Here is a 21477-nt window from a genome sequence, read left to right on the forward strand (position 1 = left end):
CGAGACGACAATTGCCGGAGTATTGTCATGAGACAGTGGATTTTCGCCCTTCTGGCCGCCGCCATGCTGAGCCCGGCCAGCCTTGCCCAGCAGCGTCACGAGACGGTGACCGGCGGGCTGGAATTTCCCTGGAGCCTCGCCTTTCTGCCCGATGGCCGCATGCTGGTGACCGAAAAGCCCGGCCGTTTGCGGCTGGTCGAGAATGGTGTGCTGCGCGCGGAGCCGGTTTCCGGCGTGCCCGAAGTTTTGTTCTCGGGCCAGGGCGGGCTGCTCGATGTCGTGCTGCATCCCGACTTTGCCAGCAATCACCTCGTCTATCTCACCTGGTCTGAAGGCTCGCCGCGCGACAATACGCTGCGCCTCGGCCGTGGCCGGTTCGAGGGTGATGCGCTGGTTGATTTCGAGGCCATTTTCACGGCCCAGCCGCGGCGCGATACCGATGTTCATTACGGCGCCCGGCTCGCCTTTTTGCCCGATAACAGCATCCTGCTCGGGATTGGCGACGGTTTCGACTATCGCGAGGAGGCCCAGCGCCCCGCCTCGCATTTCGGCAGCTATGTCCATCTGCGCGAGGATGGCAGCCCCGTCGAGAGTCCCTTCCCGAACGCGGCGCCGGGCGTCTACACCATTGGCCACCGCAATCCGCAGGCGATTGTCCGCGATCCGGTCAGCGGCACCGTCTATTCCAACGAGCATGGTCCGCGCGGCGGTGACGAGATCAATATTCTCGTCGAGGGCCGCAATTATGGCTGGCCGGTGGCGACCCATGGCGTCGACTACACCGGCGCGCTGGTCTCGCCCTATACCAGCTATCCCGGCATGGAAGAGCCCTTGCTCTACTGGGTGCCTTCGATCGCGCCCTCGAGCATGACGATCTATCGCGGCGCCATGTTTCCCGATTGGGATGGCGATCTTCTGGTTACGGCCCTGATCCACGGCGATGCCGAGGTCGCTTCCGGGCATTTGCGCCGCGTCGATCTTGAGGCTGGCGCGGTGGCCGGTCAGGAGATTTTGCTCGGTGATGTCGGCGCGCGGATGCGCCATGTGGCGGTCGCCCCCGATGGCAGTCTCTACCTGCTCACCGACGAGGCCGAGGGACGGCTGATCCGGCTGTATCGCGACTGATTATTCGGCCGGATCCGGTTTCGGACGCAGTCCGGGGATCCGGCTCTCGATCACCCGCCGGCGCCAATTGCCCAGCCGCGACGGCGCTGCCAGCAGGACCGGGGTCAGGATCAGGGTCAGCAGGGTCGAGAAGCCCAGCCCCCAGACCACGGCCGAGGACAATTGCACCCACCATTCGCTGGCCGGCCCGCCAACGCCGATCACGCCGCGGGTGAAGTCGGCATTGATCTGCCAGGCCATCGGCAACAGGCCGAAAATCGTCGTCACCGTCGTCAGCATCACCGGCCGCAGGCGCTGGGCGGCGGTGCGGATGACGGCTTCGTCGACCGCCATGCCGAGGCTGCGCAGGCGCTGGAAGGTGTCGATCAGCACGATATTATTGTTCACCACAATCCCGGCCAGCGTCACCACCCCGGTGCCCAGGAACAGGATCGAGATATAGGGGAAGGTCAGCATCACCCCGAGCAGCACCCCGACCACCGACAGGACGACGGCGAGCAGCGTCAGTACGACGTGCCAGAAATTATTGAACTGCCACAGCAGGATCACCGCCATCATGAACAGCGAGGCGAGCATGGCGCTGGCGAAGAAGGCACCGGCCTCGGCATTCTCCTGATCGGCCCCGAGATATTCGATCGAGACACTGCGCGGGATCGCCCCGCTCTCGACCTGGTCATCGATCCATTCGCGCACTTCGGCGACCAGCAGATTGCCGGCATGATCCTCATCGGCATTGGCGCGCACCATCAGCACCCGGCGGCCATCGCGGCGGCGGATGGAGTCGATGCGCGGCCGTGGGTCCAGCGTCACGAAATTCGACATCGGCACGGTGCCGTTGAGCGTGTTGACGCGCAAATCCTCGAGCCGCGAAATATCGCGTTCATCGGCCGGGAAGCGCACGCGGATATCGACCTCCTCGTCGGCATCGTCGGGGCGGTAGCGTCCGACCAGAGCGCCGGTGGTGACCATCTGCACGGCGGCGCCGACCTGGGTGACATCGGCACCGAAGCGCGCGGCCTCGGCGCGATCGACATTCAGCCGCCATTCCACGCCGGGCAGAGGCAGGCTGTCCTCGATATCCACGAGACCGTCCATCGTGTCGAGATGGGCCCGGATCAGGCGCGCGGCACGGTCGAGGGCGGCGGCATCATTCGAGCGCAATTGCACCTGCACGTCCTTGCCGACCGGCGGCCCGCGCTCGAAGGCGCGCACTTCGATGATCACGCCGGGAATGCCGACCATCGCCGCGCGGATCTGACGTTCGATCAGGCGGCCATTGGGACGCTGGCCGAAGGGTTCAAATTCGACAAATATCCGCGCAATACTGTCGGCCGGGGCGGAGCCGGTGCCGTCGAAGGGCGAGGCCCCGGGCGGTTGTCCGGCGACGGTATAATAACCCTTGATGCCCTCGATCCCGGCCAGGCGGCGTTCGGCCTCCAGGGCGATCTCGTATTGCTCCGCCGGCGCCAGATTGCCGCGCGCCCGCACGAAGACATAGAGCTGCTCCGGCTCGGCATCGAGGAAAAATTCGGTGCGCTTGGGCTCCAGACCGAACAGGCTGGCCGAACTGGCGACAAAGGTGCCGAACACCAGCACCACGATCAGCGCCGCTGCGCCGGCCACCGCGACCGGGCGCTTGACCAGGGCGGCGATCAGCTTGGCATAACGCCCGGTCAGGCCCGGCAGATCGGTCGGGTCGCTGTCTTCCTGGGCGTTGAGGTGGGCGACGGCCGAGTTGGTATCGACCACACCGCCCTTGGCGGCCAGCACCGAGCCGAGGGTCGGCAGGAAAATCAGCGCCATCACCAGGGCCGAGCTCAGAACAAAGATCAGGGTCAGCGGCAGGAAGGCCATGTACTGGCCGGGAATCGAATTCCAGAACAGGAAGGGCACGAAGGCCGCCAGTGTCGTCGCGGTCGAGGAGACAATCGGCCAGAACATGCGTTTTCCGGCGTGGATATAGGCCTGTTTGCGGGTCTCGCCCTCGGCCAGTTTGCGGTCGGCATATTCGACGACGACGATGGCGCCATCGACCAGCAGTCCGACGGCGAGCACCATGGCGAACATCACCATGAAATTGACCGTCAGCCCGTACAGACTCAGCAGCAGAAACGAGAACAGGAAGCTCGACGGGATGGCGACGCCGACCAGCAGGGCCGAGCGAAAGCCGAGCGCGGCGACGACGATAATCAAGACCAGCACGATCGCCAGCATGATCGAGCTGGTCAGGCTCTGCAGCGAATCGCGGACATAGGTCGACTGGTCGAGGCTGAATTCATAATGCACCGTCTCGGGCCAGTGGGCCGCGGTCTCGGCCGTCAGAGCCTGCACCGCCGCGCTGGTGTCCATGATGTTCTCGCCGCTGCGGCGCACCACCTGCAGCGTGAAGGCCGGCTGGCCGTTATAGCGCGCGAAACTGTCGGCATCCTTGAAGGTGCGGCGCACGGTGGCGACGTCCTGCAGCGTGACGACTGCATCGCCGGAACTGGTTAGCGGCAGGTTCAGCGCATCGGCGGCCGAGCGGAACAGGCCCGGCACCTTGACCTGGAAGCGCGCCGCGCCGCTGTCGAGCGAGCCGGCGGCGATCAGCCGGTTGTTGGACTGCACCGCATTGAACAATTGCCCATAGGTGACGCCGTGGGATTCCAGCAGGGCCGGATCGATGACGATCTCGAGCACTTCATCGCGCAGGCCCTGGACATCGACCTGCAGGATTTGCGGCAGTGCCTCGATCTCGTCCTCGAGCTCACGTGCCAGCCGGAACAGGGTGCGCTCGGGCGCATCGCCATAGATCTGCACCGCAATCGTCGGGGCGAGGCCGGAATTGAATTCCTCGACCACGGGCTCGCGGGCGTCCTCGGGAAATTGCCGCCGCGCCATGTCGACGGCGTCGCGGACATCGGAGACCGCGCGGTCGGAATCGAAGGGCACGCCGAAATCGGCAACCAGCGTGCCCGCGCCGAGCGAGGCGGTGCCATGCAATTCCTCCAGCCCCTCGATCGCGCGCATCTCGGTCTCGACCGGGCGCACGATCAGGCGTTCGGCATCTTCCGGGGAAATGCCGTCGAGCGGCACCACCACGATCACGAAGGGAAAGGGAATGTCCGGATCGGCCTCGCGGGGCAGCGTCAGAAAGGAGATCAGACCGGCCAGCAGGGCACACAGAAAGATCGCCAGGATCATCCGGGCCCGGTTGACCGCGAATTCGACGATGCCTGTCACCGCGGATCCCCGCTACCGGCGATACGCACCGCGACGCCGTCGGTGACGAAGTCCTGGCCGACGGTGATGACATCGGCCGGGTCCGGCAGGCCGGCAACCCAGACTTCCTCGCCATCATCGCTCAGCAGTTCGACCGGCAGGAAGCGGACGATATTGCCGCTCTCGACGATGCGGACGCCCAGATCACCGTTTGCATTCAGCGCCAGCACCGAGGTCGGGATGCGGTGGGCCGGGTCGGCAGCGAGCGGGATCGAGATCAGGCTGGTGACACCGCTGCGCAGGCGTCCGTCCGGATTATCGGCCTCCAGCTCGACGCGAAAGGTGCGGGTCGCGGCATCGGCACGCCGTTCGACAAAGCGGATCGTCGCGGCGAATTCCTCACCGGTGAGCAGGCGGATCGAGCCGGGCATGCCCGGTTCCAGGCCGGCGACATCGCGTTCGGCGACCTCGGCGCTGATCAGGATCGGATTGAGTTGCACCACCGTGCCGCAGGCGCCGCCGGGCGCGAGATAATCGCCGATCTCGCCGGCGCGATCGTCGAAATAGCCATCGAAGGGCGCACGGATATTGATATTGGCCAGTTCCTGCCGCGCCACTTCAAGCCGGGCTTCGGCGGCATCGCGCAGGGCTTCGACGCCGGCGACGGCATTGGCCGAGCGGTGGCCGCGATTGAGCAGTTCCACCGCTGCGTTGTAGTCGAGCTGGCGCGTGCGATATTCCGCCTCGGCCTGCGACAGTGCGGCCGCCCGGGCATCGACATCGAGCCGGCACAACTCATCGCCTTCAACCACCGCCATGCCCTCAACCGTCGGCGTTGCAACGATGCGGCCGCCGGTCTCCGAGCGGACCACGACCTCGCGGAAGGCCTCGGTGCGGCCCCGCAGCGCCAGGATGGCCGGTCGCTCGACGGCGTGGACGGTTTCTGTGACGACCTCGAACAAGGGCTCACGCTCAGCATCCGGGTCAGGGGCGCGATTCGCATCGCCATTCAGCAGCGTTCCCAGTGTGAAGAGAATGACGACGCCGGCGAAAATAGCGAGCGCAGTCAATTGGGAACGGGTCAAAGACAACATCTGGACGTCCGGTCGTGGAAAGGCAGGTCAACAAGCAAACGGTGTTCACTTTGGTAGCTTGTTACATCCTGATTGCCCGTGGGGCGAGTAAAAACCTCGGAAACGCCGGGCACGGGCCGCATGCGTCCTGCCGCGATCATGCGGACTGCCCTGCACACCAGCCCGAAGACCAGGCCCACTGGAAGTTGAAACCACCCAGCCAGCCGGTCACATCCACGGCCTCGCCGATGAAATACAGGCCCGGCACATGGCGCGCCTGCATCGAGCGGCTGTCGAGATCGTCGGTATCGACGCCGCCCAAAGTCACTTCGGCCGTGCGATAGCCTTCCGAACCGGTCGGCTTGATGCGCCAGTCGCGCAGCCAGGCTTCCAGGCCCCTGAGTTTCTTGTCCGACTGGTCGGCGAGATTGCCGGTCAGGCCGCAATCGGCGGCGAGCAACTGCGCCAGCCGCTTGGGCAGGAAGACTGACATCGCGGTGCCGATCGCCTGGCGGCCATTCTCGGCACGCTGGGATTTGAGCTCGTCGAAAATGCCGAAACCGGGCTGGAAACTGATCGAGATTTCTTCCCCTTCGCGCCAATAGGAGGAGATCTGCAGGATCGCCGGTCCGCTCAGTCCGCGATGGGTGAAGAGCAGGGCTTCCTCGAACGAAGTCTTGCCGGCGCTGACAACAGCATCCACCGCAACCCCGGCAATCGGCTTGAAGCGTTCCAGGGTTTCCGGCCCGAAGGTCAGGGGCACCAGCGCCGGCCGGGTCTCGGTCACGGCGAGGCCATAGGCCTTCGCGACATCATAGGCGAAACCGGTGGCGCCCATTTTGGGGATCGACTTGCCGCCGGTCGCGATCACCAGCGAGCGGCAACGGAACACTTCGCCATCGCTGAGCCGGAGCTCGAATTCCTCGCCCTTGCGTTGATGCGAGCTGACCGACACGCCCAGCCGCACACCCACCCCGGCCTCGCGCATCTCGCCGCGCAAGGCCTCGATGATCTGCGTCGCCGGGCCATCGCAGAACAGCTGGCCCAGCGTCTTCTCATGCCAGGCGATGCGGTGGCGGTCGATCCAGGCGATGAAATCGCGCTGGCTATAGCGCTTGAGCGCCGACTTGGCGAAGTGGGGATTGGCCGAGATGAAATTATTGGGCCCGCAATGCAGATTGGTGAAATTGCAGCGCCCGCCGCCCGAGATGCGGATCTTCTCGCCCGGCTTGTCGGAATGCTCGATGAGCGTGACCGTGCGCCCGCGCTTGCCCGCCTCGATGGCGCACATCATGCCGGCAGCGCCGGCCCCGATAATCGCGACGTCATAAGTGATCATGACGGGGTCAGCCGGTCACCCGGTCGAGCCAGTCGGCGAAGGCGGCCATCTGGGCCTCGCGGCCGATCTCGTTGAGGGTCTCGTGGCGGAACCCCTTCAGCAGATGGAAATCGACATCGGTGAAGCCGGCCTTCTTCAGCCGCTTGTAGAGCGTGCGCATCGCCTTGCCCTGCAGTGTTGCCGGATCTTTGGCACCGGCGACGAGGTGGAAGGGTTTGTCGTGCGGCACGGCGGCGAGATTGGCCTTGTCCTCGGCGAAGGCGACGCCTTCGAGGAAATCGCGCCACAGCGAGACGCTGGACGGCCAGCCGCAGACCGGGTCATTGACGTATTTGTCGACTTCTTCGGTATCGCGCGACAGCCAGTCGGCGTCGGTACGGCGTTCGGGGAAATTCTTGTTCCAGGTCTTGAAAGTCATCTTGTCGAGGGTGTGGCTGGGGGTAAATTCCCCGCCTGCCGCCGCCTCGAACCAGAGGATGAGCTTCATCAGGCCGGCCAGTCCGCCCAGCGCCATATTGCCGTTCCAGATCGCTGCCGCCGCGACACTGTCGGGATGGCGCAGCACATGATTGAAGGCGATCACCGAGCCCATTGAATGCCCGAACACGATCACCGGCAGGCCGGGCCAGGTAGCCCGCAGATGGTCCTGCACGGCGACAACATCGCCCATCACCTTGTTCCAGCCATCCTTGTCGGCGAAGCGGCGCGGCGCGCCGTCATCGGCCGTCGTCGCACCATGGCCGCGATGGTCATGGGCACCGACATGATAGCCGCGGGTGGCGAGAAATTCGGCAAAGCGCTGATAGCGGCCGGCATGTTCGGCGAGGCCGTGATTGATATGGACAATGCCGCGCGGCGTGCCCTGGGCTTCCGCGGTATAGAGCGCCAGCCGCGCGCCGGTCGGGCTCGGCAGGGTTTGCAGGCTGAAATTCGACTTTGGCATGAGGCTTCCCCGGCTTTGATATATGAACCTAGCGCGTTTTCTTATCCGGCGGCAGGGCTATAGTCACACCGAGGCAAGGCGGGGGAGACGGCATGTTCAAGACGCGCAAGGCGCTATTGGCGCTCGACCAGGGCACGACGAGTTCGCGCGCGATCGTGTTCTCGACCAGCGGCGAGATCATCGCCGAGGCCCAGCGCGAATTCGAGCAGATCTATCCCAATCCCGGCTGGGTCGAACATGACCCCGAAGTGATCTGGGCCACCGTGCTGGCGACGGCCCGCGAAGCCCTGAAAAAAGCCGAGAAGAAGGGCTGGAGCGTGCAGGCGATCGGCCTGACCAATCAGCGCGAAACCACCATTGTCTGGGACCGCGCCACCGGCCAGCCGGTCCACAATGCCATTGTCTGGCAGGACCGCCGCACCGCCGATGTCTGCGCCGCCCTGCGCAAGGCCGGCCGCGCCGAGACCGTCGTCTCGCGCACCGGCCTGGTGCTCGACCCGTATTTCTCGGCCACCAAGATCGCCTGGATCCTCGACCATGTTGATGGCGCCCGGACACGCGCCGCCCAGGGCGAGCTCGCCTTCGGCACCGTCGATAGCTGGCTGATCTGGCGCCTGACCGGCGGCAAGGTCCACGCCACCGACGCGACCAATGCCAGCCGCACCTCGCTCTATAATATCGCCGAGGGCCGCTGGGACGAGGATCTGCTCGACCTGTTCAACGTCCCCGCTGCGCTCCTGCCCGATGTGCGCGATTGCGCCGGCGATTTCGGCACCACCCAGGCCGATCTGCTGGGGCGCGCCCTGCCGATCACCGGTGTCGCCGGCGACCAGCAGGCCGCCGCCATCGGCCAGGCCTGTTTCCGCCCCGGCGAGATGAAATCCACCTATGGCACCGGCGCCTTCCTGCTGCTCAATACGGGCAAGGACATGGTCCGCTCGCGCACCCGCCTGCTGGCAACCATCGCCTATCGCATCGCCGGCGAAACCACCTACGCGCTGGAAGGCTCGGTTCTCTCTGCCGGCTCGACGGTGCAATGGCTGCGCGATGGCCTCGGCCTGCTCAGCCAGGCCTCCGATATCAGCGCCCTGGCGCAGGGCGCCGACCCGGAAAGCGGCGTCTATCTCGTGCCCGCCTTCACCGGTCTGGGCGCGCCCTGGTGGGATGCCGATGCCAGAGGCGCGATTCTCGGTCTCACGCGAGGTGCCGGCCGCGCCGAAATCGCCCAGGCCGCGATCGATTCCACCGCCCACCAGACCTGCGATTTGCTCGACGCCATGGCCGGCGACGGCGTCACCACCAAAACCCTGCGCGTCGATGGCGGCATGGCCAGAAACGACACCATCCTCCAGCGCCTCGCCGACCTCACCGACATCGAAGTCGTCCGCCCGAAGAACACCGAAACCACCGCCTGGGGCGCGGCTTTCCTCGCCGGGCTGGGCGCGGGCCTGTTCCGCAAGCTCGAGGACGGGCGGGGGATCTGGAAGGCAGATCGCGAGTTCAAGCCGGGGTGCGAGCCTGCGCACCGGGAACGGATGCGGTCCGGCTGGAAGGATGCTGTGGGGCGGGTGAGGACGGGGTGAGGGGGCGCGCTCTTCACTTCATAAAACAACAATTCTTGTCATCCCTGACGGATGCCCGGGCGCGGAGCGATCCGGGCGTAGATCAGGGACCCAGACGCCCGACGGATGTGGCTTTCGCGCCGAGGCAGCGACGATGTGACCGTCCCGTGCGTATGGATTCTCGATGGTGTTTCTGGGTCCCTGATCTGCGCCCCGCATTCGCGGGGCATCCGTCAGGGATGACAAGGTTTTGTATTGGAGAAAAGCGCGGGGCTACCCCTCCGCCAGAATAATCCCCGCCGCCTCGACCAGATCACCCGCCGTGAAATGCTCCGCCGGTGAGGCCAGCGGATCGCCGGTGATCAGGATCCCGCGTGCGCCGACGGCATCCGCCAGGCCGGTATCGCTGGTCTTGTCGCCGATCACCCAGGTGGTCTCCAGCGGCAGGCCAGTCGCTTCGGCGGCTTCCAGCGCCAGGCCGGGCGCGGGCTTGCGGCAGGTGCAGGCGTCATCGGGGGCGTGCGGGCACAGGGCGACATGGGCGATCTCGATGCCGTGGGCGGAGAGCATGGCGAGGAGATGGTCGTTGACCGCATCGGCCTGTTCGCGGTCGAACATGCCGCGGCCAATGCCGGACTGGTTGGTGACGATGGCGAAGACGGCGCCGGCATCGCGCAGCATTGTCAGACCCTCGATGGCCCCGGGCAGGAATTCCAGCCCGGCCGGATCGGCGAGATATTTGCGGTCGATATTGATCGTGCCGTCACGGTCGAGCAATACGAGGAAGGGCTCACGCATCGGCATCGCGGCCGGCGCGGCCGATCGAGGCGGTGGTGGAATGACCGTCCAGCAGCGGTGCCAGCACCACCATGCCGCCGCGCGCGGTCACGACGTCAGCGCCGACCACGGTCTTGCCGGCATAGTCGGCGCCCTTGACCAGCACGTCGGGTTCGATGGCGGTGATCGCCTCGAGCGGCGTGTCCTCGTCAAACACCACCACTAGATCGACATCGCGCAGGGCCGCCATCACCACGGCGCGGGCATGCTCGGTCTGGACCGGGCGCCCGGGGCCCTTGAGGCGCTTGACCGAGGCGTCGGAATTGAGCGCGACGATCAGCTTGTCGCCCTGCGCCTTTGCGAAGGCGAGCAGGCTGACATGGCCGGGATGGAGCAGGTCGAAACAGCCATTGGTGAAAACCGTGCGCTGACCGGTGGCGCGCCAGTCTCGGCAGGCCTTCGCGGCGCCGGCGAGGTCGGTGATCTTGTCGGCGCCGGTGCCGCCACTGTGCAGGGTGCGGTGCAGCTCGGCGGCGCTGACCGTGGCGGTGCCGACCTTGCCGACAACAATGCCGGCAGCGCGATTGGCCAGTTCGGCGGCGACCTCGATTGGGGCCTTGCAGGCCAGCGCCAGGGCGAGCGCGGCGACGACGGTATCGCCGGCGCCGGAGACGTCGAACACTTCGCGTGCGGCGGTCGGCATGTGGTGGATGGTGCCGTCGGCGGCGCGGACCGTCATGCCCTGCGGGCCGCGGGTGATGACGACGACGGCGCATTCGGTCTGCTGCGCGATCAGGCCGGCGGCCTCGGCGGCGCCGGCATCGCTGTGGCAATCCACACCGGTCGCTTCTTCGGCTTCCTTGGCATTGGGGGTGATGACGGTGGCGCCGCGATAGCGGGCGAGATCGCGCGATTTCGGATCGACAATCACCGGGATGCCGCGGGCGCGCGCCATGGCGGCGGCGCGGGCAATGGTCGGACGCGACAGCACGCCCTTGGCATAGTCCGACAGGACCAGCGCGGCGGCGTCTTCCAGTTCGCCATCGAGATGGGCGAACAGGGCTTCCACCGTGATCTCGGGCAGCTCGACAATGTCTTCTTCGTCGACGCGCAGCATTTGCTGGTTCTTGGCGACGAAACGGTTCTTGACGGCGGTGCGGGCCGCATCGGTCTTTGCCAGGTGCGGGGTCAGGCCAGGCGTGTCGTCGGCGGCGGCGATCAGGGCGAGGCCGGCACTGTCATGACCAATGGCGCCGATCAGGGCCGCCTGGCCGCCGAGGCTGGCGATATTGCGCGCGACATTGCCGGCACCGCCGACCATTTCCTCGACCCGCTGGGCCAGGAAGACCGGGGCCGGCGCTTCCGGCGAGATGCGATTGCAATCGCCGAACGTGTAGCGGTCGAGCATGACATCGCCGAACACGACGAGCTTCACGCCGGCAAAGGCGTCAATCCATTCGCTGGTTCTCGACATGCATACCCCGGGCGCGGCGCGGATCACGAAAACCCGCTGTGAAGACCAAGGTATAAGGCGGGCGCGAGCCGAGTGAAAGGCCCGGCTACGGGGCGAGTGCGGCGTCGAGATCGCCGATCAGGTCGGCCGGCGCTTCCAGGCCGATGGAGAGGCGGATCAGGCTGTCGGAAATGCCCGCGTCGCTGCGGGCCTGCGGCGTCATCGCGGCGTGGGTCATCAGCGCCGGGATATTGACCAGGCTCTCCACCCCGCCGAGCGATTGCGCCAGGGTGAAGACCTGCAGCCGCCGCACGACATCGCGGGCATCGGCGATGCCCTCGGCCAGCTGGATCGAGATCAATTGCCCGAACCCGTCCTGCTGCCGCGCGGCAAACTCATGGCCGGGATGGCTGGCAAGGCCGGGGAAGTCTACCGCAGCAATGCGCGGATCGGATTCCAGCCAGGCGGCGATCTCGCTCGCGCTGTCGCACTGGGCCCTGGCCCGCAGCGCCAGGGTGCGCAGACCGCGCAGGGCGAGATAGCTGTCGAAGGCGCCGCCACCAATACCGGCGCAATTGGTCCACCAGACGAGATTGGCCAGCTTGTCGGCATCGGCGACGCAGACCACCCCGCCGACCATGTCGGAATGGCCATTGAGCAGCTTGGTCACCGATTGCACCGAATAATCCGCGCCATGATCGAGCGGCCGCTGCAGCGCCGGCGACAGCACGGTATTGTCGACCGCCAGTTCGGCGCCGGCTGCATGGGCGAGATCGGCGATGGCGCGCAGATCGGAAATGCGCAGGCGCGGATTGGACGGGGTCTCGACCAGCACCAGGGCGGCGGGCTCTTTTAGCGCTGCGGCGACGGCCTCGGTGTCGGATGTCTCGACATAGACCGGCAGCAGGCGTCCGCCACGTCCGCGCGCATCGAGCAGGCGGCGCGTGCCGCCATAGGCATCATGCGAACAGATCACCCGGGCGCCAAATGGCAGGTCGTGCAGCAGAAGATCGATCGCCGCCATGCCGGAACAGGTCACCACCGCGCCGGCGGCGTGTTCCAGTTCGGCGATGGCCGCGGCGAGGGTGGAGCGGCCGGGATTGCCGGTGCGGGCATAGTCGAAGGCCGGCTGCACCGCCGGGTCCTCACGGCGATAGGCGGTCGAGAGCGAGATGGGCGGGATGACCGCATTCCATGTCGCGTCGGTATTGAGGCCGGCGCGGACGGCGGCTGTTCTGGGGTCGCGGGCCATGTCAGCCTCCGATGAAGTCGGTGAGGGCCCCGGAGATGGCGGCGTCTTCTTTCAGGAAGGCGTCATGGCCATAGAGGGAGTGGATGCGTTTCATCACGCCGCCGGGGATCTGGCGCGTGGTTTCGGCGATCTGCTCCGCGGGGACCAGCTGGTCCTCGATCACGGCAATACAGGTGACCGGGCATTCGATGGCGCCGACATCGATACAGTGTTCGTCCATCGAGCGTGACAGGGCGAGAAAACGCTGCGGGGTGATGCGTTCGGCGAATTCGCGGCCGCGGGCCTCGAGATAGGCGCAGACGCCATTGGCATCGCGGCAGCCGGGCTCGGGATCATAGAAGCGCGATTCCAGTTCGATCGGGGTGCGATAGGTCGTCATGGCGAGGCGGCGCGCCAGATCGAGCCCGGCACGGCCATCGCCATATTGCAGCGCCAGCTCGACGGTATCGCGCTGGATCGAACGCCAGGCCTTGGCCATGGCCGAGGCGCGGTGGGCGGCGCTGATGACGAGAAGTTTCTCCACCCGCTCCGGCGCCAGCACCGCCAGGGCCAGACCGATCATGCCGCCATAGGAGGCACCAACAATCGAGAAGCGCCTGATACCGGCAGCGTCAGCGAGGGCGAGGATGGCGCGGGCCTGGTCGGTGGTGGTGGGGAAGGGTTTGATCGTGTCGGCCAGGAAATCGAAGGAGAGGATGCGCAGACAGTCCGTGTCGAGCGCCCGGCCCGGTCCGGCCTGGGCCGACCACCAGCCGGCCTCATCACCATGGGCCGCCACCGCCTGATCGGCCGAGATGCCGCCGAGCACCAGGCAGACCGGTGCGCCGTCCGGCCCGGTCAGGCGGCCGGTGACGCGTATCGGAGCGCCGCTGGCCGATAACAGGCTGGCAGAGAGTGGGCGCACGGGCGCTTCGGTCGATTGTCGCAGAAGAGTCGGCATGCTGAATTCCGCTGGCGGAACAAGCCGGACGCCGATCAGGGGTCGAAGCGGCGCAGGGAAATACCCGGGGGGAGGGCCCCGGCGCCGCCTTCGATCCGCTTTAGCCGCACTTGTTCCGCGCCCGCAAGCTGAACATCAAATCGGCGCGACTTCACATATAAAGATATGTTTATGTGTTGTCAATCGGTCGAGACAAACGCCTTCTCGATCACGAAATCGGCCGGCGCGGCATTCGAGCCCTCGATGAAATTCGCGTCGAGGCAGATCTGTTTGACGTCCTTGAGCAGGCCTTCCGAGCCGCAAATCATCACCCGGTCGACGGCCGGATCGAGCGCCGGGACGTCGAGGCGGGTATAGAGTTCCCCGGAGCGCATCATATCGGTGACGCGGCCCTTTACCGGGCCGTCATCACGGGTGACCGAGGTGAAGTGCACGAGTTTCTCGCGCGCCATCTCGCCAATCAGCTCGTCGTCCTTGGTCGCCGCGACCAGTTCCTCGCCATAGACCAGCTCGGCGCTCTGGCGGCAGGTATGGGTCAGGATGACCTCGTCGAACTTTTCATAGGTCTCCGGATCGCGGATCAGGCTGGCAAACGGCGCGATGCCCGTGCCGGTCGAGATCATGTAGAGGCGCTTGCCCGGCTTGAGCGCATCGAGCACCAGGGTGCCGGTCGGTTTGCGGCCAAGCAGGACTTCATCGCCGGGCTGGATGTGCTGCAGGCGCGAGGTCAGCGGACCATCGGCGACCTTGATCGAGTAGAAATCGAGCGCCTCGTCCCAGAACGGGCTGGCGATGGAATAGGCGCGCAGCAGCGGTTTGCCGTCTGCCTTCGGCAGGCCGATCATCACGAATTCGCCGGAGCGGAAACGGAAGGCCGCCGGCCGCGTGAGGCGGAAGGAGAACAACCGGTCGGTGAAATGCTTGACCTCCAGCACGGTCTCGACCGTGAACGGGCCGGGCTTGGCGGAAACGGCATTCTTCACGGAAACGGGTGTGGCAGGCACGGGAGCGGTCATCGTCATCGTCTTTGCAGCTTTGGTTCTGGTGGCGTGCCGGCGTCAGGCCGTGGCAGGCGCGGCTTCGGTATCGGTCCAGGGCGGCACGGGCAAGCCCCGGCTGGCGAGGAATTCCGGATTGAACAGCTTGCCGGCATAACGAGCGCCGACATCGCACAACATGGTGACGATGGTCTTGCCCGGTCCGAGATCGCGCGCCAGACGCATGGCACCGGCGATATTCACCCCGGCCGATCCGCCGAGCGACAGGCCTTCATGGCGCACCAGATCATACAGGATGGGCAGCATTTCCGCGTCCTCGATCCGGTAGGCATGGTCGACTTTCAGACCTTCCAGATTGCCGGTGATGCGGTTGACGCCGATGCCCTCGGTGATCGAGGAGCCTTCGCCGCGCAATTCGCCTTGCGTGTAATAGCTGTACAGCGCCGCGCCGGCCGGATCGGCGACGCCGATCGTGATCTCCGGCTTGAAGCTGCGCAGGCCCGAGGCCGTGCCGGCGAGCGTGCCGCCCGTACCGGCTGCGCAGATGAAGCCGTCGATACGGCCACCGGTCTGCTGCCAGATCTCCGGTGCGGTCGATTTCTCGTGGGCGCGGCGATTGGCGAGATTGTCGAACTGGTTGGCCCAGATCGCGCCGGCCTCCTGGCTCGCATTGAGCTCTTCGGCGAGGCGGCGGGAATAATGCACGAAATGATTGGGGCTCGAGAACGGCGCCGCATCGACCTCGATCAGGCGGGCGCCGAAGGAGCGGATCGCCTGCTTCTTCTCGTCGCTCTGGGTGCGCGGCATCACGATGATCACCGGATAGCCGAGCGCACCGCCAACCAGTGCCAGGCCGATCCCGGTATTGCCGGCCGTGCCTTCGACAATCGTGCCGCCGGGCTTCAGCGTGCCGTCGGCTTCCGCTTCGCGCACGATATTGAGCGCGGCGCGGTCCTTCACCGAGCCGCCGGGATTGAGAAATTCGGCCTTGCCGAGAATCTCGCAGCCGGTGGCGGCGGACGGACCGTCCAGCCGGATCAGCGGAGTGGAGCCAATCAGGTCAAGGATGTGCGAATAGGCCATGTTTATCGTCTCTCTGGTCGAACCGCGGCGCCTTGCGCCGGTGCGTGGATGCCGCATTCTGTCTTGTCCTGGCCCGGCCAGCGGCCGGCGCGCAGACCACCGCCGCCATAGGCCGGCGCGGTGCAGGTCCAGCACCCGATCGAGCTATATCCCATATCGGTCAATGGGTGACGCGGCAAATCATGCGTCTGGAAATAGGCCTGGATCTGCTCGGCTGACCAATTGGCCAGCGGATTGACGCGCAGCCCGTCGGCGACCCGTTCGACCACCGGCAGCGCCGCCCGGGCGCCGCCATGGAAACGCTTGCGTCCGGTCACCAGCGCGTCAAACCCGTCCAGCGCCCGCGCCAGCGGGCGCACCTTGCGCAAGGCACAGCAGGCATCGGCATCGCGCTGCCACAGATAACCGTCGGCATCCTCGGTGCGGGTCTCGTCGGCATCGGGTTTCAGGACTCGTAAATCGGTCAGTTTGAGACGGTCGACCAGCGTGCGCAGATATTGTTCGGTCTGGGCAAAATGGCGTCCGGTATTGATAAAGAATACCGGGGTTGCCGGATCGATCCGCGAGATCAGGTGCAGGCTGACAGCGGCTTCCGTCCCGAAGGAGGAGAGCAGGGCGATGCGGCCGCGCCAGGTGGTCTGCAGCGCATCGCGCAGGATCTCGAGTGCATCGCTCTGGCGATAGCGGACATTGAGCGCGTCCAGATCGTCCCCTGTGCGCCGCGCCGGGATGGTGGCGACGGCGTCATTGGCCGGCTGGTAGACGACGGAAAAGCGCTGTTCGGCCCGGGCCCAGTCGGCGGCGAGATCGCTGCGGTCGGGCGTGATCGCGTCAAAGCCGACGCGTTTGAGAAATTGCGCCTGGTCGGGGATGAGATCCCCGATGGCCCGCAGGCGGCCGCCATAGCCCAACCGGCTGCGCAATTGCGAGGCCAGGGTGAAGCCGCGCCCGTCCTTGAAGCTGGGAAAGCGGATATCGACCTGCACTGCGCCGCGGATGGTGTCGCCGACCGCACGCCAGTCGGCATCGCCGGGCAGTTCGACAATGACGCCGCCGCCCGAATTGAGCTGGGCTTCGATGCTGCGGCCGGTTTCGGCGTCAGATTTATTGCGCAACATAGATCGCTTCCTTGAAGGCATCGCTGCCGGTCCGGCGCAGGGCATCGATGAATGTTTCATCCTCGCCGGTGCGAAGCTGAAGATAGGTTTCGAGAATGCGCACGATCGCATCGGGGACATCGTTTCCGGCCAGACCCTTGCCGACAATCGTGCCAATTGCCGCATCCTTGCCGAAGGCACCGCCAAGCGTGATCTGGTAGTATTCCTCGCCGCGCTTATCGAGGCCAAGGACACCGATATTGGCGACATGGTGATGGCCGCAGGCATTGATGCAGCCATCGACCTTGATCGTCAGCCGGCCCGCCGCCTCGCTCAGACCGGTCGCCTCGAGCCGCTCGGCAATCGCCTGGGCGACCGGGATCGAGCGCGCTGTGGCGAGGCTGCAATAATCCATGCCCGGGCAGGAGACGATATCGGTCGCCAGACCGGCATTTGGCGTTGCCAGGCCGGCGGTCTTGAGCGCCAGCCACACCGCGTGCAGATCCTCATTGCGGACATGCGGCAGCAGCAGATTCTGCTCCGGCGTGGCCCGGATCTCGTCGAGACCATAGCGCTCGGTGAGACCGGCAATCAGGTCGAGCTGATCGGCGGTGACGTCGCCGGGCGTGCCGCCGACCGGCTTCAGCGAGATGACGACGCTGGAAAGCCCCGCCACCTTGTGGTCGCGGCGATTGCGCCGCAGCCAGTGGCGGAAGCCCGGCTCGCCGGCCTCCGGCAGCGCGGCGGGATGATCGACAACCGGCGTGTCGAAGAAGGCGCGGATGCGGGCAATCTCGGCATCGGGCAGGCGCAGTTCACTGTCGCGGATCGCCTCGAATTCCTCTTCGACCTCGGCGATGAAGGCCTCGACGCCGAGCGCTTCGACCAGGATCTTGATGCGCGCCTTGTAAATATTGTCGCGGCGGCCATGCTGGTTGTAGACGCGCAGAACGGCGGTCAGATAGCTCAACAGGTCGCGCGGCTCGAGGAAGTCGCGCGTCTTGAAAGCCAGCCGCGGCGTGCGGCCCTGGCCGCCACCGACCCAGACCTCAAACCCGGTCTCGCCGGCATCATTGCGCACGATCTGCAGCCCGATATCGTGGACGCGCAGGCCGGCGCGGTCCTCGGCGGCGCCATTGACGGCGACCTTGAACTTGCGCGGCAGGAAGGTGAATTCCGGGTGCAGGCTCGACCATTGCCGGATGATCTCGCCCCAGGGCCGGCCATCCTCGATCTCGTCGGCGGCGGCGCCGGAATACGGGTCGGCCGTGGTGTTGCGGATGCAATTGCCCGAGGTCTGGATCGCATGCATCTCGACATCGGCCAGCTCTTCCAGGATCGCCGGCACATCGGTCAAAGCGGGCCAGTTGAACTGGATATTGGTGCGGGTGGTGAAATGGCCATAGCCGCGATCATATTTGCGGGCGATGCGGGCGAGCGTGCGCACCTGGGTGCTGTTGAGCGTGCCATAGGGAATGGCGACGCGCAGCATATAGGCGTGCAGCTGCAGATAGACGCCATTCATCAGCCGCAGCGGCTTAAACTCGTCCTCGCTCAGGCGGCCATCAAGACGGCGCGCGATCTGGTCGCGAAACTCACCGATGCGTTCGCGCACCAGCGTCGCGTCGTATTCGTCATAGCGATACATCAGGCGGCCCGTTCAACCTGCGCTGCCGGCGTCTGCCGCGTCGTGCCCGATGTCGGCCCGTCAATGCGGATGCCTTCGCGGCGCCATTTCTGGCCGGCGGGAGCCTTGTCGCCCAGCTCGATCAGATAGGGGCCGACGGCAATGGCGAATTCGGCTTCGGCGACCGCGAGCACGGCCTCGGCCGCGTCATCGCTGAGCGGGGCTGCGTCCTCGAACCGGGTCGACCATTGGCCCTGCGCCGTGCGGTAGATGACACGGCCGTCGGTGAGGCGATTGGCGGTGATGGCTTTCATGCGAATTGCTCCTGGCGCTGGGGCAGGCGGGCGGAGAAATGCGCCGTCTCGCCGATAATGATGATGGTCGGGCCGCTGATCTTTTCGCGCACCACCAGCCCGGCGAGATCGGCGAGCGTTGCAGTGAAGCGGCGCTCGGCATCGCTCGATCCGTTCTCGATCAGGGCGATCGGGGTTTGCGGCGAACGGCCGTGGCCGAGCATCTTGCGCTCGATCTCGGGTGCGGCGCCGACGCCCATATAGAAGACCGCCGTGCTGTTGGGCGCGGCGAGGGCGCGGTAATCGGCGTCCGGCCCGTCCTGTTTGACGACACCGGAGGCAAAGGTGACCGACTGGGCATGATCGCGATGGGTCAGCGGAATGCCCGCAGACGCGGCGCAGGCCATCGCGGCGGTGATGCCGGGCGTGATCTCGACTGCGATCCCGGCGGCGCGCACGGCTTCCAGCTCTTCGCCGCCGCGGCCGAAAATGAACGGATCGCCGCCCTTGAGCCGCACCACGCGCAGGCCCTTGGCGGCCTGCTCGATCAGGATCTCTTCGATGGATGGCTGCGGCACCGGATGGTGGCCCTTGGTCTTGCCGACATCGATGCGTATGGCGTCGCGGCGGGCGAGATCGAGCACACCGGCACTGACGAGGCGGTCATGGACAATGACATCGGCTTCGCGCAGCAGACGCGCCGCTTTCAGCGTCAACAGATCGGGATCGCCCGGGCCGGCACCGACGAGATGGACAATGCCGGTCGCCGGCTCGGCGGCGCCATTGAGGGTGCGGAGCATTTCGCGGCGGGCGCCGGCCTTGTCGCCGGTGAGCGCCAGATCGCGGGCCTTGCCGCGCAGGGCACGCTCCCAGAAGGCGCGGCGGTCATCGAAACGCTTGATGACGGATTTGACCGTGCCGCGCAGCTCGCGCGCCAGATCGGCCAGCACGCCGATCCGCGCCGGGACCAGGGTCTCGATGGCGGCGCGGATATCGACGGAGAGCACCGGCGCCGCACCGCCGGATGCGATGGAAATCACGATGCCGTCGCGATCGACAATCGCCGGGGTCTGGAAATCGGAGGCAGCGGGGGAATCGACGATATTGACCAGCACGCCCAGTTCGCGGGCGGTGGCGGCCAGTTGGGCAATCGCCGCGGCTTCGCCGCCGGCAATGAAAAGCAACATCGCGCCATGAAGGTCAGACCGGATCGGCTCCCGGTCTATAACCCTTGCATACTGGGCAATATCCGCAGGTACAGGATCGGCGCTCTTGCCGGTGAACCACATCAACCGGGCTGGGGAGGTGACAAACAGGCGTGCCTTGGCTTCGGCCATCGGGCCATGGCCCGTGACGATCACCGTTTGGCCGTCCAGGGGCATGGAGGCTGGAAAAACACGCATCTGACACATCCAATCCTGCGCCTTCATGGCGCGACACCTGCAATATTTCTATTGGGTAGACCGAATTCAAACGATGATTATTGCCATTATCAATTAGAAAAACTAAACAGTAGCGATGGCCCGAACCTCACGCCTTCCCCCGCTCAACGCCCTGCGCGCCTTCGAGGCCGCCGCGCGGCTTGAAAGCTTCTCCCGCGCCGCCGACGAACTGGCCGTCACGCCCGGTGCGATCAGCCAGCAGATCCGCCTGCTGGAAGAGCATGTCGGCACGCCGCTCTTCACGCGCCAGGGTCGCGGTCTCGCCCTGACCGATGCCGGCCGCGCCGCCGCGATCACCGCCAGCGATGCCTTCGACCAGCTCGAGCGTGCCGTCTCGCTGATGCGGCGACCGACGCTGAAGCGCAGCCTCACGGTCTCGGTCTCGCCCTCCTTCGCCGGCAAATGGCTCGCCCCGCGCCTGCACCGTTTCCAGGACGCGCATCCGGGCATTGAAGTCTGGATTTCCGCCGCCAGCGAACGCGTCGACCTCGCCGCCGGCGCCGCCGATCTGGCGATCCGCTACGGCCCGGGCGGCGATATGACGCTGAATGAGGAACGCCTGCTGAGCGAGGAAGTCCTGCCGGTCTGCTCGCCCGATCTCTTGCATGACGGCAAACCCCTGGTGCGCCCGCGCGATCTCGCCGCCCACACCTTGCTGCACGATGCCTCGCCGGAAAGCGATGTCGACGGCGCCGACTGGGCCTCCTGGCTCAAGGCCCGCCGCGTGCGCGGCATCGATGTCTCCGGCGGCGTGCGCTTCAACCAGTCAGCCCTTGTGATCGACAGCGCGGTGGCCGGCCGCGGCGTCGCCCTGGCCAAGCGCACCCTGGTCCAGAACGACCTCGCCGCCGGGAGACTGGTTGCGCTCTTCGCCGACGGCGCCTCACCGGTACGCTCGGCCTATCACGTGGTGACAGCGAAGAACCGGCCGCTGAGCGCGGATGCTCAAAGCTTTATTGCCTGGCTGAAGGCCGAGGCGCGGCATCATGAGAGTTCGGTGGATGAGTTGTGAGGGGGGGGAGGGACAGGTACTTTTTGTACCTGTCCCTGGGGAAAACTCCCCTTTCCCGGAGATGATTTTAGTATCAAGGTGCGAGACGTTGCTCACCGCGAAGTAATTCAGAGCCCGCCATGTTGGACATAAAGAAAATTCCCTACACTGACGACGTGGCTCTGTATGAACGATCGATTGGGTCCATAAACCAGAGTCCTACCCGGCTCGCAGACGAACTAAAATTCGTATGTGACCATAGCTTTGATGACTTGGATTTC

General features: G+C 65.9%; 17 protein-coding genes. 3 read left to right on the forward strand and 14 right to left on the reverse strand.

What is annotated here, in order from left to right; translation table 11 throughout:
- Nucleotides 1–27 precede the first annotated feature (27 nt).
- Nucleotides 28–1125 carry a PQQ-dependent sugar dehydrogenase gene (locus ACN0YL_RS12170; RefSeq protein ID WP_417490617.1) on the forward strand — a complete coding sequence of 366 codons (1098 nt, stop codon included), beginning with the start codon at nt 28–30 and terminating at the stop codon, nt 1123–1125.
- Here the strand turns inward: ACN0YL_RS12170 and ACN0YL_RS12175 are convergent, their stop codons facing one another.
- The 4 genes from ACN0YL_RS12175 to ACN0YL_RS12190 form a co-directional block, all read right to left on the reverse strand.
- Nucleotides 1126–4347: an efflux RND transporter permease subunit gene (locus ACN0YL_RS12175; protein WP_417498165.1), complete on the reverse strand. Its 3222-nt coding sequence runs from the start codon at nt 4345–4347 to the stop codon at nt 1126–1128. It lies immediately after the preceding gene.
- Nucleotides 4344–5396 (reverse strand): efflux RND transporter periplasmic adaptor subunit, encoded by a 1053-nt coding sequence (locus ACN0YL_RS12180; RefSeq protein ID WP_417498166.1) that lies wholly within the window; start codon nt 5394–5396, stop codon nt 4344–4346. The genes ACN0YL_RS12175 and ACN0YL_RS12180 overlap by 4 nt, the downstream gene beginning before the upstream one ends.
- Nucleotides 5397–5556: 160 nt before the next feature.
- On the reverse strand, nt 5557–6738 hold the full coding sequence (locus ACN0YL_RS12185) for an NAD(P)/FAD-dependent oxidoreductase (RefSeq protein ID WP_417498167.1): 1182 nt from the start codon (nt 6736–6738) through the stop codon (nt 5557–5559).
- 7 nt (nt 6739–6745) lie between these two features.
- A complete protein-coding gene (locus ACN0YL_RS12190; protein ID WP_417498168.1) occupies nt 6746–7681 on the reverse strand; it encodes a lysophospholipase in 936 nt (311 codons plus the stop codon).
- Nucleotides 7682–7773: 92 nt separating this feature from the next.
- Between ACN0YL_RS12190 and glpK the strand changes: the two genes are divergently transcribed.
- On the forward strand, nt 7774–9264 hold the full coding sequence (gene glpK, locus ACN0YL_RS12195; protein ID WP_417498169.1) for a glycerol kinase GlpK: 1491 nt from the start codon (nt 7774–7776) through the stop codon (nt 9262–9264).
- A gap of 252 nt (nt 9265–9516) precedes the next feature.
- On the opposite strand, the gene ACN0YL_RS12200 is transcribed toward glpK, so the two are convergent.
- The 10 genes from ACN0YL_RS12200 to cysG all read right to left on the reverse strand — a co-directional run bounded on the left by ACN0YL_RS12200 (nt 9517) and on the right by cysG (nt 20166).
- Entirely contained in the window at nt 9517–10047 is a 531-nt protein-coding gene (locus tag ACN0YL_RS12200; protein ID WP_417498170.1) for a D-glycero-alpha-D-manno-heptose-1,7-bisphosphate 7-phosphatase, read from the reverse strand.
- The gene (gene rfaE1 / locus ACN0YL_RS12205) at nt 10034–11494 is read right to left on the reverse strand and encodes a D-glycero-beta-D-manno-heptose-7-phosphate kinase (protein WP_417498171.1); all 1461 of its coding nucleotides are present in this window, start codon (nt 11492–11494) and stop codon (nt 10034–10036) included. The genes ACN0YL_RS12200 and rfaE1 overlap by 14 nt, the downstream gene beginning before the upstream one ends.
- Before the next feature lie 85 nt (nt 11495–11579).
- Nucleotides 11580–12725 carry a trans-sulfuration enzyme family protein gene (locus tag ACN0YL_RS12210; RefSeq protein WP_417498172.1) on the reverse strand — a complete coding sequence of 382 codons (1146 nt, stop codon included), beginning with the start codon at nt 12723–12725 and terminating at the stop codon, nt 11580–11582.
- A gap of 1 nt (nt 12726) precedes the next feature.
- Nucleotides 12727–13665, reverse strand: a complete 939-nt coding sequence (gene metX, locus ACN0YL_RS12215; protein ID WP_417490626.1) for a homoserine O-succinyltransferase MetX — start codon at nt 13663–13665, stop codon at nt 12727–12729.
- Nucleotides 13666–13844: 179 nt separating this feature from the next.
- Nucleotides 13845–14681: a ferredoxin--NADP reductase gene (locus ACN0YL_RS12220; RefSeq protein ID WP_417498173.1), complete on the reverse strand. Its 837-nt coding sequence runs from the start codon at nt 14679–14681 to the stop codon at nt 13845–13847.
- A 42-nt stretch (nt 14682–14723) separates the two neighbouring features.
- Nucleotides 14724–15746, reverse strand: coding sequence for a cysteine synthase A (locus ACN0YL_RS12225; protein ID WP_417469172.1), 1023 nt, complete (start codon nt 15744–15746; stop codon nt 14724–14726).
- 2 nt (nt 15747–15748) lie between these two features.
- On the reverse strand, nt 15749–16864 hold the full coding sequence (locus ACN0YL_RS12230) for a phosphoadenylyl-sulfate reductase (RefSeq protein ID WP_417498174.1): 1116 nt from the start codon (nt 16862–16864) through the stop codon (nt 15749–15751).
- The gene (locus ACN0YL_RS12235; RefSeq protein ID WP_417498175.1) at nt 16851–18491 is read right to left on the reverse strand and encodes a nitrite/sulfite reductase; all 1641 of its coding nucleotides are present in this window, start codon (nt 18489–18491) and stop codon (nt 16851–16853) included. Before ACN0YL_RS12235 ends, ACN0YL_RS12230 begins: the two co-directional genes overlap by 14 nt.
- On the reverse strand, nt 18491–18784 hold the full coding sequence (locus ACN0YL_RS12240) for a DUF2849 domain-containing protein (protein WP_417490631.1): 294 nt from the start codon (nt 18782–18784) through the stop codon (nt 18491–18493). The genes ACN0YL_RS12235 and ACN0YL_RS12240 overlap by 1 nt, the downstream gene beginning before the upstream one ends.
- Nucleotides 18781–20166 carry a siroheme synthase CysG gene (gene cysG / locus ACN0YL_RS12245; protein ID WP_417498176.1) on the reverse strand — a complete coding sequence of 462 codons (1386 nt, stop codon included), beginning with the start codon at nt 20164–20166 and terminating at the stop codon, nt 18781–18783. Before cysG ends, ACN0YL_RS12240 begins: the two co-directional genes overlap by 4 nt.
- Before the next feature lie 115 nt (nt 20167–20281).
- Between cysG and gcvA the strand changes: the two genes are divergently transcribed.
- Nucleotides 20282–21217, forward strand: coding sequence for a transcriptional regulator GcvA (gene gcvA, locus ACN0YL_RS12250; protein ID WP_417469180.1), 936 nt, complete (start codon nt 20282–20284; stop codon nt 21215–21217).
- The last annotated feature ends 260 nt before the right edge of the window (nt 21218–21477 follow it).

The sequence above is a fragment of the Maricaulis sp. genome (assembly GCF_048269565.1).
Lineage (GTDB): Bacteria > Pseudomonadota > Alphaproteobacteria > Caulobacterales > Maricaulaceae > Maricaulis.

Coding starts and splice junctions, on each gene's coding strand:
- glpK (WP_417498169.1), top strand. CDS start 7,774: ATGTTCAAGACGCGCAAGGCGCTATTGGCGCTCGACCAGGGCACGACG.
- ACN0YL_RS12240 (WP_417490631.1), bottom strand. CDS start 18,784: ATGAAAGCCATCACCGCCAATCGCCTCACCGACGGCCGTGTCATCTAC.
- ACN0YL_RS12230 (WP_417498174.1), bottom strand. CDS start 16,864: ATGTTGCGCAATAAATCTGACGCCGAAACCGGCCGCAGCATCGAAGCC.
- ACN0YL_RS12220 (WP_417498173.1), bottom strand. CDS start 14,681: ATGACCGCTCCCGTGCCTGCCACACCCGTTTCCGTGAAGAATGCCGTT.
- ACN0YL_RS12225 (WP_417469172.1), bottom strand. CDS start 15,746: ATGGCCTATTCGCACATCCTTGACCTGATTGGCTCCACTCCGCTGATC.
- ACN0YL_RS12210 (WP_417498172.1), bottom strand. CDS start 12,725: ATGGCCCGCGACCCCAGAACAGCCGCCGTCCGCGCCGGCCTCAATACC.
- ACN0YL_RS12185 (WP_417498167.1), bottom strand. CDS start 6,738: ATGATCACTTATGACGTCGCGATTATCGGGGCCGGCGCTGCCGGCATG.
- cysG (WP_417498176.1), bottom strand. CDS start 20,166: ATGCGTGTTTTTCCAGCCTCCATGCCCCTGGACGGCCAAACGGTGATC.
- rfaE1 (WP_417498171.1), bottom strand. CDS start 11,494: ATGTCGAGAACCAGCGAATGGATTGACGCCTTTGCCGGCGTGAAGCTC.
- ACN0YL_RS12200 (WP_417498170.1), bottom strand. CDS start 10,047: ATGCCGATGCGTGAGCCCTTCCTCGTATTGCTCGACCGTGACGGCACG.
- gcvA (WP_417469180.1), top strand. CDS start 20,282: ATGGCCCGAACCTCACGCCTTCCCCCGCTCAACGCCCTGCGCGCCTTC.
- ACN0YL_RS12235 (WP_417498175.1), bottom strand. CDS start 18,491: ATGTATCGCTATGACGAATACGACGCGACGCTGGTGCGCGAACGCATC.
- metX (WP_417490626.1), bottom strand. CDS start 13,665: ATGCCGACTCTTCTGCGACAATCGACCGAAGCGCCCGTGCGCCCACTC.
- ACN0YL_RS12170 (WP_417490617.1), top strand. CDS start 28: ATGAGACAGTGGATTTTCGCCCTTCTGGCCGCCGCCATGCTGAGCCCG.
- ACN0YL_RS12190 (WP_417498168.1), bottom strand. CDS start 7,681: ATGCCAAAGTCGAATTTCAGCCTGCAAACCCTGCCGAGCCCGACCGGC.